This window comes from Streptomyces sp. NPDC091371 (assembly GCF_040684275.1).
Lineage (GTDB): Bacteria > Actinomycetota > Actinomycetes > Streptomycetales > Streptomycetaceae > Streptomyces.
Genome location: NZ_JBFBFP010000008.1, coordinates 22,478 through 35,124 on the forward strand (window position 1 = coordinate 22,478; position 12,647 = coordinate 35,124).

The following is a 12,647-nucleotide window of genomic DNA, read 5'->3' on the forward strand; positions in this document are numbered from 1 at the left end:
CCCCGCCTGTGCCAGCCCAGAGAGGGAGGCGCGATGCGCGGGAATCTGGTCCGGAACCTGTCGTCGTTCGACGTGCCGGAAGACCTGACGTACTTTGTGCACGACGAGGACCACCTCGTGGTCAATCCGGAAGTGGGCGCCCGGTGCGTCCTCGACGGACGCGAGTTCCGGGTCCTCCAGGCCCTGGCCGCGGCCCGGGCCCGCGGCGAACAGCCGTCGCTGGAGCCGAGCGGCGAGACGGAGCGCGTCCTCGCCAAGCTCATCCTGAACTGGATCGTCTACTTCAACGGCAACAAGCCCCGGATCAGGCTCGGTGAACCGCCGCTGCGCATCGCGTACTACGCCATCACCGACGGCTGCAACCTGCGCTGCCCCTACTGCTACGCGTCATCGGAGAAGTGCCTGCCGGGCGAGCTCGACACCGCCGAGTCGATGGACCTGGTCTCGCAGATCGCCGACTTCGGCAGCGAGACCATCGTCTTCACCGGCGGGGAGCCGATGCTCCGCAAGGACCTGTTCCGGATCGTCGAGCACGCCAACGGCACCGGCATGAAGTCCAACATCATCACCAACGCGACGATGATCCGGACCGAGGCGACGGCGAAACGGTTCGCCGAGCTGTTCAACATGGTCACGGTGAGCCTGGACGGCGGCACGGCCGAGACGCACGACCGGACCCGCGGCAAGGGCGCGTTCGCCAAGACCCACCGGGCGGTCCAGCTGCTCAACGAAGCCGGCGTGGCCCCGGCCATCAACCACATCGTCACCTCGGACAACATCGACGAGCTGGAGGGCTTCGCCTCGTTCCTCGACGGGATCGAGATCCACAGCGTCCGCCTGATGAACCACAACGACCTGGGCCGGGGCGCCGGCGACGAGTACGACTTCGGCTGGCAGGACCACCTGCGGGTGCAGCAGCTCGTCTGGACCTCGCCCGTCGCGGGCAAGTTCAAGCCCGACGGCCCGAGGCCGGTGACCGCGTGCTCGGTCAAGGGCAACTGCGGCATGGGCGGCAACGAGATCTACATCAACTCCCTCGGCGACATGTACCCGTGCAAGCTCGTCACGGGCAAGGGGGAGTACGCGGGCAACATCAGGCAGCAGCGGCTGTCCGAGATGTACGCCAGTCCCGTCATGGCGGCGATGCGCAGGAGCACCGTGTACGGCGGCGAGTACCACGCCGACTGCGAGAAGTGCTACATCAAGGCCAACTGCGGCGGCGGCTGCCGGGCCGCGCACATGTCGGAATCCGGTGACCTGCGGCGCAACAGCCGCCACCTGTGCCGGATCCTGCGGCACGGCATCACCACGCAGCTCTGGCAGGAAACCGGGGTGAGCCGTGCGGAGCTCGCCCTGAAGGACCTCGACATGACGGTGCCCCGTATGGTCGCCACCGGCGAGGTCCACGCGGTCCACGAGCAGTGGAAGACCTACGTCCGCACGCCCGAGCCCGCGATCAAGGTCGGCGAGCTCATCCCCATCATGCCGGTGAACAGGAGGTCGGGCGATGTCCCCGCACATCAGCATCAGTGACGCGGTGATCTGGCAGGAGAGCGGAGAGGGCATCTCGCTCTACCACACCGAGTCCGGCGAGTTCCGCACCCTGAACGCGTCCGCGGCCCAGATCTGGGCGCTGCTGGAGGAGGACGGGGACCGGGAGGCGGTCATCCGCAAGCTGTCCCTCCTGTTCGGGGGCAGCAACACCGTGCTGACGGCCCGCATCCGCGCGGACGTGGACGCCTTCATCACCTCCATGATCGAGGCGGAGCTGCTCCAGGAGACGGAAGCGGGCCGGGCGGCCGCGCGGCCATGACCAAGGCCGTCGTGCTCGGCGGGGGCTTCGCGGGCGTCCTGGCGGCCAAGGTGCTGTCCGGGCACGTCGACGAGGTCACCGTGGTCGAAGGCGGCCGGTACCCGGCCGCCCCGGGCATCCGGACGGGGCTGCCCCAGGCGCACCACAGCCACGTGCTCGTGACCGCCGGCGCCGAAGCCCTGGACACGCTCCTCCCGGGAACCCTGGAGGAACTCCTCGCCCGGGGTGCGCACCGACGGGGCCTGCCGGACGGAGCGTTGATCCTGAGCTCGGACGGCTGGTTCCGGCGCCACGACACCGGCGCCTTCGTGGTCTCCTGCAGCCGCTGGCTCATGGACCACGTGGTCCGGCAGCGGGCGCTGGCCGTCGGCGCGGTGGCGGTGCGGGAGGGCACCCGGGTCCTGGGACTGGCCGGAACCCCCTCGCGGGTCACCGGGGTCGTCGTCGCGGGCGGGGACGGCGCCGCCGAGACCGTCCACGCCGACCTCGTGGTGGACGCGACGGGCCGGCGGTCGCGGGCCGGGCAGTGGCTGGCGGCCCTCGGCGGGCCCGGGGTCGGAGAGGAGGTGGTCGACCCGGGTCTGGCGTACTCCACCCGGATCTACCGGGCGCCCGCCGGCCTTGCCGACGAGATCCCGGCGGTCATGGTGCACCCCCGACCGGAGCCCGGCCGGCCCGGGTACGGTGCGACGCTGTTCCCCATCGAGGGCGGCCGGTGGATCGTCACGCTGACCGGCACCCGGGCCGCGACGCCGCCGACCGACGCGCAGGGGTTCACCGACTGCGCGTACGCGCTGCGTTCGCCGATCGTGGCGGAGCTCCTCGCCGCGGCCGAACCCCTCGGCGGGGTCCGGCCGTACCGCGCCACCGCGAACCGCAGGAGGTTCTTCGAACGGCGGCCCCCGACCGAGGGCTTCCTGGTCGTCGGCGACGCGCTCACGGCGGTGAACCCGGTCTACTCGCACGGCATGTCCATCGCCCTGCTCAGTGCCCTGCGCATGGACGGCGAGCTGGCGGCGCGCGGCGCGGAGCCCGCCGTCCTGCCCGCGCTCCAGGCCGCCGTGGCGGAGGTGGCGGACAGGTCGTGGCGGATGGCGACCGAGCAGGACCGGGTGCGGGCCGGCTCGAACGGCGCCGGGGCCGCCGAGTCCGCCGGGGCCGCCGGGGCCGCCGAGTCCGCGGTCGGCCGGCAGGCCAGGGCCATGATGGCCACGGCCGTACTCGGCAGCCCGGCGCTGATGACGCAGCTCTTCCGCGCCCAGACGCTGGTTCCCCCGCGGGCCGTTGCGGACCCGCCCGCCCTCCGGGCGCCGTCCGCCGGCCCGCGCCCGCGCCCGCCGCTCGACACCGACGCGGCGGTCGCGCAGTTCCCCGGGCTTTCCGAGTGGTGGTTCTCGGGAGGCCGACGTCAGCAACCCAGCCGGGAAGAGAGCCGTGACCACTGAAGCCGCAGCGCTGATTCCGCACTCCGTCCTGTTCGGCAACCCGTCGTACCTGGTGCCCGAGATCTCGCCGGACGGGACCCGCCTGCTCTACCTGGCACCGGACGACGGCGTGCTGAACGTCTGGACGGCGCCGGTGGACCGGCCGGACGAGGCGAGGGCCGTGACGCACGACCGGGGCCGCGGCATCCGGACGTACGGCCTCTGCCACGACGACCGCACGCTGTTCTACCTGCGCGACGACAACGGCGACGAGAGCCGGCGGCTGTACCTCGTCGACCTCGACTCCGGCGAGGAGCGCTGCGCCACACCGTTCGACGGCGTCCAGGCGCGGGTGCTGGCGCACAACCGCTGGCACCCCACCACCGTGCTGATCGGGCTGAACAAGGACCGGCCCGCCCTGCACGACGTCTACGCCCTGGACCTGGTGACGGGCCGGCTCACCAAGGTCGCGGAGAACCCCGGCTACCTGAGCTGGATCATCGACACCGACCTGCGGGTCCGCGGCGGCACGAGGATGCGGCCCGACGGCGGCACGGCCGTCTTCCTCGACCCCGAGGACGGGCCGGACGCCCCGGACACCCAGGACGGCGGGCGGCCCTGGCTCGACGTGCCCTACGAGGACGCCGTGGGCACGCGCGTCATCGGCTTCGCGCGCGACGGCGCCACCTGCTACCTGCTGTCCTCCATCGGGGCCAACGCCACCCGGCTGTTCGAGATCGAGGTCGCGACGGGACGGCGGACCCTGCTCGCGCAGGACCCGGTCTACGACGTCCAGCAGGTCGAGCTGGACCCGGTGAGCCGCCGGCCGCAGGCGGTGCTGTTCGCCAAGGACCGCGCCGAGTGGGTCTTCCTCGACGAGGAGTTCGGCAAGGACCTCGAACGGATCCGCGGCGAGCTCGCGCTCCGGGCCGTCGACGGCGAGGTGCACATCGACCGCACCGACCGCTCCGACCGGCTGTGGACGGTCTCGGTGGTGACCGGCGCCGGCCCCGTCCTCTACTACGTGTACGACCGGTCGGACGGAAGCCTGCGCCACCTCTTCAGCCACCAGCCGGAGCTGGAGCGGTACCGGCTGGCCCGGATGGAGCCCTTCGCGTTCACCGCGCGCGACGGGGTCGCGGTGCACGGCTACGTGACCTGGCCGCCCGGCCTCGAACGCCGCGGCCTGCCGGCCGTGCTGAACGTCCACGGCGGCCCCTGGGCCCGGCACACGTTCGCCTTCGACGAGGAGGCACAGCTGCTGGCCAACCGCGGCTACGCGTGCGTCCAGGTCAACTTCCGCGGTTCCACGGGCTACGGCAAGCACTTCCGCAACCTGGGCGCCAAACAGTGGGGCGCAGCGATGCAGACCGACCTGCTCGATGCGCTCGGCCATCTCGCCGCGGACGGACGGGTCGACGCCTCCCGGGTCGCCATCATGGGCTGCTCGTACGGCGGGTACGCGGCGCTGGTAGGGGCGGCGTTCACTCCGGACGCGTTCACCTGCGCGATAGCCCTCTGCGCCCCGTCGAACCTGCTGACGATGCTGGCGGCCGGGGCGCCCACCCGGACCCCGTTGCAGGCGTTCATGCACGCCCACGTCGGGGATCCGGAGACCGAGCGCGACATGCTGTGGGAGCGGTCCCCGCTCTCCCGGGCCGACGAGATCCGCATCCCGGTCCTGGTGGTCCAGGGCGCGAACGACGTCCGGGTGCCCCGCGCGGAGGCCGAGCAGATCGTCGCGGCGCTGGAGGCCAACGGGCTCGCGCACGAGTACCTGCTGTTCCCCGACGAAGGGCACGGCCTGGCCCGCCCGGGCAACCGGCAGGTCTACTATGCCGCCGTCGAACGGTTCCTCGCCGCGCACATGGGATGAACGCGTCCCGTACGCCGTGCCCTCACGCCCGGGTCAGGACCGCCCGCAGCAGGTTCGGCAGGTGCAGGCGCGTCTCCGCTTCCTCGTGGGAGGACCGTACGAGTCCACGGCCGAGCAGCGTGCCCAGGTCGTCCAGCACCTGGTTCACCGGCCGGCGCAGTGCCTCGGCGGCCTCGGGGACCGTCGGCGCCCGGTCGAAGCCCGCCAGCTCCCGGAGGATCGCCCGACGAGCGGTGTCCAGCTGCTCGAAGCCCGCCCGGACCAGGCCGCCGACCGTCTGGGGGCCGCCGGCGGGCCGCGCCGCCACCGGCAGGTCGAGCAGGTCCGGCGGCGGCAGGTCCGCGAGCTGCCGCAGGCCCAGCACGCCGGATCTGGCGGCCGCCGCCTCCAGCGCGACGGGCAGGCCGTCCAGCCTCCGGCACAGCCGCACCACCGCTGCGGCGTCGGCCCGGCCGAGCGTGAACCCCGGCCGGACCTCCGAGAGCCGGTCCACGAGCAGCCGTACCGCCGGCACGCCGATGAGGACGTCGAGCGAGCCGGTCGTGTCCCAGTCCGGCCCCGGCACGGCCAGCGGCGGGACCACGGTCCCCTGCACCCCCGCGACGTGCCACGGCGCCCGTGACGTGCTGACCACGCGGATGCCCGGACAGTACGCCAGCAGCTCCTCCACGCCGACGGGGCTCCCGGCGTCGGCGACCCCGTCGAGCACCAGCAGCACCTCGTGCCGGCCGATGAGCCGGCAGACCGCGGAAACGTCCTCCGCACCCGATTCGACCAGCAGCCGCAGCGACTTCAGCAAGGAGCCGAACGCCGTGCCGTGACCGTCGAGGTCCACCGAGCCCGCCCCGATCCACAGCACCGGCCACCCGCGGCGCGAGCTCAGCCGGACCGCCACCTCCGCGGCCACCCTCGACTTGCCCGATCCGGGCAGCCCGGACAGCGAGATCATGCGGCGGTGGTCCGAGGCCAGGGCGCCCACCATGGCCCGCACCTCGACGTCACGCCCGAGCAGCGCGTTGACCGATCTGGGCACCGCCAGGCCGGGATCGGCCACTGGCGGAGCCTGTCGCCGGCTGCCCAGGCCCGAGCCGACGAACAGCTCCCGCGTCAGGCCCTCCAGCCGCAAGGCGTCCGCAAGCAGGCGGACGGTCTGCATCCGCGCGTTGACCCGGCCCGACTCCAGCGCGCGGATGGTCCGCGGGCTGATCGTCGACAGGTCGGCCAGCGTCCGCTGCGTGAGGCCGGCCTGGATACGCTTGTGGCGCAGCAGTTCGGGAAACGAAGGCGCTTCGGCCTCGGCTCTGTTGACCATGGGCGGGAGCGTAGGCAGGGTCCGTTCCGGCAGCGTCGCCGCCGCGTCGCCGGCCCGTCTGCCGGCCGTCTGCCCGCCGTCTGCCGACCGTCTGCCGAGCGTCTCCGGCCGCCGTCAGCCCGGCTTCGGGGCGGCGTGCGCACGCCGGTCGAGCAGGTCCAGCGAGATGCTCAGCAGGGACACGGCCAGCGGGTCGGACGCGTCCATGACCGCGTGCTCCGACAGCCGTGCCACCAGATCCCCCATGCGCGGCGCCGCGCTCGCGGCCTGCTCGCTGCGCCGCAGCAGCGCGAGGCTCAGCGCGGCCTGCGTGGCGAGCAGGCCCAGCAGTTCGATGTCGTCCAGCTCCCGGCCGGGGGCGTTCGCGTCGTGCGCGTGCCGGTCCAGCACCTCGATCACGCCGATGCACTCCCCGTCCGCGATGAGCGGGGCGGCCATGATGCTCGCCGGAACGTAACCCGTGGAGGCCGCGGCGTCGCCGGCGAACTGGTCGGTCCCCGCCACGTTGTCCGTGATCAGCGGCTGGCCGCTGGCCGCCACCCAGCCGGCGATGCCGGTGCCGGCCTCGAAGCGCTTGCCGACCAGGGCCTGTTCGCCTTCGCCCGCGACCGCGGCGAAGACCAGCTCACCGGTGTCGGGGCTCACCATGAACACCGACGAGGCGGCGGCACCGTAGATGTACCGGGCGACCGCGACGACGGACTGCAGCAGTTGGCGTTCGGTGGCCATGAGCTCGTGCGACCAGGGCTTCATTCTCCGCCTCCTTGGACCGATACGTTTGCGGCGCAGTGATACAGGACGCTCTTGAGCTGGAACGGCGTGAGCCACGGGTGCTTGCTCAGGACGAGCGCGGCGATGGCCGCCATGTGCGGCGCCGCGAAGCTGTTGCCGGTGTTGCGGACGGTGCCGCCGCCCGGGCTCGCCACCGGCACGCGCACCCCCCGGGCCCGGAACTCGACCGGCGGCGCCGCGTTGTAGTAGAAGCGCATGGAGTCCGGCTCGGCATGGCTGGCGACCGAGATCACCGAGGCGAAGTTCCACGGGAAGCTCTCGATCGGCAGGTTGTGCGCCGCCGCCACCACGGTCGTGCGGCGGAAGTAGGCGCGGTCGCACAGCTCGCCCAGCCGGTCGCGGAACTCGGCCCTGTTCGTCGACAGGCTCATGCTGACGACGTCGAACCCTTCCTCGATGGCGAAGGCGAGTCCGGCGATCAGCGCGGAGGCGCTGCCGGACCTCCCGTCGCCGAGGACCTTGAGCGAGCTGAGCGAAACCGCCGGCGCGATACCGCGGATGATCCCCGCGCACGCCGTGCCGTGTCCGGCGCCGTCCTGCGGCTCGCACTCCTCCACGCGCGGCGCCCGGCCCTCGGCCGTCACCACCCGCCACGCCCGCTCGACCGGGCCGACCAGCGGATGGGACCCGTCCACGCCGCTGTCCAGCACGCAGACGCGGACTCCTTCACCGGTCGCGCCCTCCCAGGCCCAGCGGGAGTCGATCCCGTCGAACAGGGCCGTGGGGAGGGGCTCGCCTGGATCACCGTCGGCCGGCATGCTCCACGCGGGCATCCCGGACGCGTGCGGCAGCCGCTCGCGCCGCCAGGGCGCGACCCCGTTCACATCCATTCCCGCACCTCCTCCAAGGGCTTCGTGGCACCGGCCGCGGCGTATCCGGCGACGGCCCGCCCGGCCATGACGAGGGCGTCGGACCGGTCGCCCAGCCGGCGCCGGGCCCGGGCCAGATCGAAGAAGACCTCGCCGCGCAGGCACGGGTCGTCGACGTCCTCCAGCAAGGCCAGCACCTCGGCGCGCATCGGGTCGGCCCGGCCCTCCTCGGCGGCGATCAGCACGGCTGCCGCCATGCACAGGACCCGCCCCCGTACGTCCATCTCCGCACGCCGTCCGAGGAGCCGCGCGATCTGGCGCGCCGCCTCACCCGCCCCGGCGTCGCCACGGGCGCACGCGCGCGCCGCCTGTACCCGCATGGTCAGCGCGACCGGGATGTAGCCGGCCTGCGCGAGCGCGTCGGCGGCGCCGCGGAAGCGCCGCTCGGCCTCCTCGTGCTCACCCTCCAGCGAGGCGGCCAGCCCGGCCACCTGGTCCACCAGGACCCGACCCATGGTCAACCGGAGCTGTGCCACGACGGATTCGGCCTCGGCCAGTGCCTCGCGGGCCCCGGGGCGGTCCCCGGTCAGGGCCAGGCAGCGGGCCCGCGCGGCCAGCGCGGGCAGCGCCAGGAACCGGTCGGCGGCGAACCGGTCCAGGAGCTCCGCGCAGCCCGACAGCTTCTCCGCCATCGGGGCCGGCGACCACTGCCGGACCTCGCACAGGGCCACCAGGAGCCGGTCCTCCTCGTACGCGTCGCCGACGGCCCGGGCGTGTCCGAGCGCGGCGCACGCCGCTTCCTCGGCCGCGCCGAACCGGCCCTGGTCCAGGTCGAGCAGCATCCGCAGCTGCTCGAAGCGGCACCAGGCGAACCGGTCGGGCTCGCCCGCCTCCAGCTCGGCCCGCAGCTTCGCGACGTCGGCGGCGGTGACCCGGCCCAGGCGCGCCGCCAACAGGTACCGCTGCACCAGACAGGGCCGTTGCCCCGCGCCGTCCGGTCCGGGCCGCGCTCCGTCCTCGGCCACGTCCAGTGCCCGCCGGGTGTCCCCGGAGAGCATGAGGGCGTCGCTGAGCCGGATGGCCGCGACCGACCGGCACCGGTCCGGACCGTTCGGCGCGAGCATGAGCGCGCGTTCGAGCAGCCCGATCGCGGTGGGCACGTCACGCTGCCGCAGCGCCACGGTGCCCTCGGCGAGCAGCGCCTCGGCCGCCTGCCGGGCCAGCCGCGGCAGCTCCGTGTCGTCCGGGCGCAGACCGCCGAGCAGCCGTGTGGCGGCCTCCAGGTGGAAGCCGGGGTTGAAGCCGCGCTCGGCCAGGCGCCGGTGCCACGTGATCCGCTGCTCCTTCTCCAGCCGGCCGTACGCCACTTCGTGCACCGGCTGCTGGACGAAGCGGTACCCGCCCTCCTCGGCCGTCGCGTGGAACAGCCGCCGCGCCGCCAGGGCCTCGACGTTGGCCGCCGGCACCGGTTCGCCGAGCAGCGCGAGCTGCTCCAGGGTGAAGGCCGGACCGATCACGGAAGCCGCGCCCAGCAGCCGCCGGGCGGGCGCGGGCAGCCGGTCGATCATCGCGCCCACCATGGCCGTGATCGTCGGGGGCACCTCGTCGAGGGTCCGGCCGTCTCGCAGCCAGTCCATCATCAGCCGGATGTACAGCGGGTTGCCGGCGCTGTACCCGGCGACCCGGTCGACCACGTCGAGGTCGTGGAGTTCCACCTCGTCGCCGCTGCTGCGACCGGCCAGGGACATCGCCAGCCGCGCGCTGTCGATGGGGACCAGCGCACCGACGTCGATCACGTCCTCGTCCGGGAACCACGCGAGCTCCGGTCTGCACACGCAGACCATCAGGAGCGGGACGTCCGGGAGGCTTCCCTTCAGTTCCTCGATGAGCCGCAGCAGCGACTGCCCCGCCCACGCGAGGTTGTCCCACACCACGACGAGCGGGCGGGCGGCCGCCGCGGTGAGCAGTTCGCGCGCCGCCCAGGACACCTCCTCCACGCCCGGTCCCGGGACGGAGTCGCAGAGGCGGGAGAGCGAGGCGTCGCGCAGGCTGGCGAGCACCGCCGCGATCCGCGGGTCCGACCGCAGCAATTCCGCGCCGGCGGGCACCTGTTGGATCAGCGCGTCCAGTACTTCGACGAGCGCCGCGTGGCTCCCGTTCGTGCCGTACGAAGGGCAGCTGCCGAAGACGGCCACGGGCCCGGCCCCGGCCGCGACGAGATCGTCCACGGCCTCCCGCACGAGGCGGGTCTTGCCGATCCCGGGTGGCCCGACCACGGTCACCAGCTCCGGCCGCCGCTCGCGGGCCACCCGGTGGTAGATCTGGCGCAGCCGGTGGCGTTCGGCCCTGCGGTCCACCATGGGCGAGCCGTCGCCCGGCCCCTCGCCCGGCCCGCCGACGGCGGCCTCGCCGGTCACCAGCAGTACGGGCACGGGCTCGGCCTTGCCCTTCAGGGTCACCGGCAGCACCGGGTCCATGGTGTAGTGCGGGCGGGCGAGGTGCGCCACGGTCTCGTTGACGATGATCTCCCCGGCGACGGCCACCGACTGCAGGCGCGCGGCGAGGTTCACCACGTCGCCGACGACCCGGATGCCGGCCCGGGCCGAGCGCGTCACCAGGGCCTCGCCGGCCGCGATTCCGCAGTGGACCTCCACCGGCGCCGCGTCGGCGGCCGGCGTGCGCAGATCGCGGACCTCGGCGCGGATCCGCGTGGCCGCCCGCAGCGCCCGCGGGGCGTCGTCCTCCTGGGAGGTGTCCGCGCCGAAGACCGCCATGACGGCGTCGCCGATGAACTTCTCCACGACCCCGCCGTGTTCCTCCACCGCGGCCGAGCAGATCTCGTAGTACTGGTCCAGGAGCTGCTGCAGCGGCTCCGGATCCACGCGCTCGGCCAGCCGCGTCCACCCGACGAGGTCGAGGAAGAGAACCACCACCAGTCTGCGGCTCATGGCCGGTCCTCCTCCAAGGGTCGGTGCCGTGCGGCGGGTCGGTGGGCCGGGGGATCAGAGCAGCTTCAGGTTGTGGGCCCACACCTCGGCGTCCGACCCGGCGTCCGCCTCGTTCAGGCGGTGCTGCACGGACACGACGACGGCGGTCTCCTCCTCGGTCAGGCGCGCCAGCACCTCCCGCTGCGCGGCGCTCAACTGGTCGACCGGGAGACCTGCTTCACGCAGGCTGGCCAGAGGGTCGAACACGTCACTCACCTCTTTCACGGGGCCGCACGGCGGCGGCCAGATACCGATCGGCAGGATCCGGTGGACGTAGCAGTAGGCCACCAGTTCCGCTCTGTTCCTGCAGTTGAACCGGTCGAGGAGGACACTGATCTCCTCGCCCACGGTGTGTCTGCTCAGGCGCAGCGCACGGGCCACGCGGTCGGTCGTGTGACCCCGCGCCACCATGGCCACGAGCACCTGGCCCCGGGTGGAGATCTCGGGACCCCGTATCGCCGTCATCAATGCGAGCTCCTCACGACGTACTGCGTACGAACAACTCACGGACCATGACGGCGGCCATGAACGAGACGCCGTGCCAGCGCGCCTTGCGTTCGAACCAGAGCCAGTCGCCGTCCGGATTGGCCTCCAGGAACACCGGTTCCCCGGTGTCGGACACGAGCAGGTCGAACGCGCCGTACCGCAGGTCCCACGCGGCGCACATCGTGCGCACCGCGTCGGCCGCGGGCCGCGGGCAGTCGACCCGGGTCACCGTGACACTGTCGGGATCCGTCATCGGGCTCGACGGATCGGGTTTGCGGACCTCGAAGGCGCAGATCCCGCCGTCGAGGTGGTAGACGCGCAGCTCACGGGTGTGGGCCACGTACTCCTGGACGACCACGGGACGTCCGTCGGCCGCCCCTGCCGCCCCTGCCGGCCCGGCGGCAGCGGCGGCCGGGGCCCCGACCGAGGGCAGGCAGGCCGGCCAGTTCCGCCGGTCCGGCTCGAACAGCCGGAAGTCCGGCGTCTTCACCATCACCGTCGGCGCCCCCACCTCGCGGGCGCCCGCCGGGACGTCGTTGGTGATCACCGTCCGGGGGATCCGCACCCCCAGCCGGCGGGCCTGTGCCAACTGGCCCGGCCCCACGACCGTGCCGCCGGGCAGCGCGGTGGCTGCCGCCCCGGCCACCTGCCGGAGGAACCCCGACCACGACTCCGCCTGCAGCGGGGTCACCGAGCCCGCCGGCCGCGCCTGCGCCAGCATCGCGCAGGCCGATCCGTGACGGACCCACACCACGGCGGGCCTGACCCGGCGCCCGGCGACGTCCAGCAGGCCGGTGTCCACGTCGAGCGCCATGGGCGTGGACGGGATATCGCCCTGCCGGACCAGTACCGTCGGAGTTTCCAGCGGCCCGGTCAACGCATTGCGCACGACCTCCAATTCAGGGCCGCCCGCGCAATTCACGAGAACCACGACGGGTTTTCCGTCGTGGTCATCCGCATTTCCCGAACGGCTCATGCTGCGAATGCTAGCCAACGGCGCCGCGGGCGGGGCGGCAGAACGGAGGCAGTTCCAAGGCAGCTTGGACAGCTGCCGCTTCCACACCGGCCGACAGGCGTAACGTCCCACCCGCAGCTGCTCGATCGGCATTCCTGATTCCTGAAGAACCATCAAGCGCATTGTGGAGGGA

Annotated in this window: 10 protein-coding genes; 4 read left to right on the forward strand and 6 right to left on the reverse strand. The window is 73.2% G+C overall.

Going from position 1 to position 12,647, the window contains the following annotated elements; genetic code table 11:
- Nucleotides 1-33 precede the first annotated feature (33 nt).
- The 4 genes from stsB to AB0O21_RS11895 are packed head-to-tail and all read left to right on the forward strand — an operon-like array spanning nt 34 to nt 5,113.
- Nucleotides 34-1,533 carry a StsB family radical SAM/SPASM domain sactipeptide maturase gene (gene stsB / locus AB0O21_RS11880; protein ID WP_365169546.1) on the forward strand — a complete coding sequence of 500 codons (1,500 nt, stop codon included), beginning with the start codon at nt 34-36 and terminating at the stop codon, nt 1,531-1,533.
- On the forward strand, nt 1,508-1,813 hold the full coding sequence (locus tag AB0O21_RS11885; RefSeq protein WP_365169549.1) for a PqqD family protein: 306 nt from the start codon (nt 1,508-1,510) through the stop codon (nt 1,811-1,813). Before stsB ends, AB0O21_RS11885 begins: the two co-directional genes overlap by 26 nt.
- Nucleotides 1,810-3,258: an FAD-dependent monooxygenase gene (locus tag AB0O21_RS11890; RefSeq protein WP_365169552.1), complete on the forward strand. Its 1,449-nt coding sequence runs from the start codon at nt 1,810-1,812 to the stop codon at nt 3,256-3,258. Before AB0O21_RS11885 ends, AB0O21_RS11890 begins: the two co-directional genes overlap by 4 nt.
- Nucleotides 3,248-5,113, forward strand: a complete 1,866-nt coding sequence (locus AB0O21_RS11895; protein ID WP_365169555.1) for a S9 family peptidase — start codon at nt 3,248-3,250, stop codon at nt 5,111-5,113. The genes AB0O21_RS11890 and AB0O21_RS11895 overlap by 11 nt, the downstream gene beginning before the upstream one ends.
- Before the next feature lie 22 nt (nt 5,114-5,135).
- Here the strand turns inward: AB0O21_RS11895 and AB0O21_RS11900 are convergent, their stop codons facing one another.
- From AB0O21_RS11900 to AB0O21_RS11925, 6 genes are all read right to left on the reverse strand, one after another.
- Nucleotides 5,136-6,425 (reverse strand): helix-turn-helix domain-containing protein, encoded by a 1,290-nt coding sequence (locus tag AB0O21_RS11900; protein WP_365169558.1) that lies wholly within the window; start codon nt 6,423-6,425, stop codon nt 5,136-5,138.
- 114 nt (nt 6,426-6,539) lie between these two features.
- Nucleotides 6,540-7,178 (reverse strand): GAF domain-containing protein, encoded by a 639-nt coding sequence (locus AB0O21_RS11905; RefSeq protein ID WP_365169561.1) that lies wholly within the window; start codon nt 7,176-7,178, stop codon nt 6,540-6,542.
- A complete protein-coding gene (locus AB0O21_RS11910; RefSeq protein ID WP_365169564.1) occupies nt 7,175-8,047 on the reverse strand; it encodes a S8 family serine peptidase in 873 nt (290 codons plus the stop codon). The genes AB0O21_RS11905 and AB0O21_RS11910 overlap by 4 nt, the downstream gene beginning before the upstream one ends.
- Nucleotides 8,038-10,974, reverse strand: a complete 2,937-nt coding sequence (locus AB0O21_RS11915; protein ID WP_365169567.1) for an adenylate/guanylate cyclase domain-containing protein — start codon at nt 10,972-10,974, stop codon at nt 8,038-8,040. Before AB0O21_RS11915 ends, AB0O21_RS11910 begins: the two co-directional genes overlap by 10 nt.
- A gap of 54 nt (nt 10,975-11,028) precedes the next feature.
- Complete coding sequence (locus AB0O21_RS11920) at nt 11,029-11,478, reverse strand: aroma-sacti cluster domain-containing protein (protein WP_365169570.1); 450 nt, start codon at nt 11,476-11,478, stop codon at nt 11,029-11,031.
- 13 nt (nt 11,479-11,491) lie between these two features.
- Complete coding sequence (locus AB0O21_RS11925; protein ID WP_365169573.1) at nt 11,492-12,388, reverse strand: hypothetical protein; 897 nt, start codon at nt 12,386-12,388, stop codon at nt 11,492-11,494.
- Between the last annotated feature and the right edge of the window lie 259 nt (nt 12,389-12,647).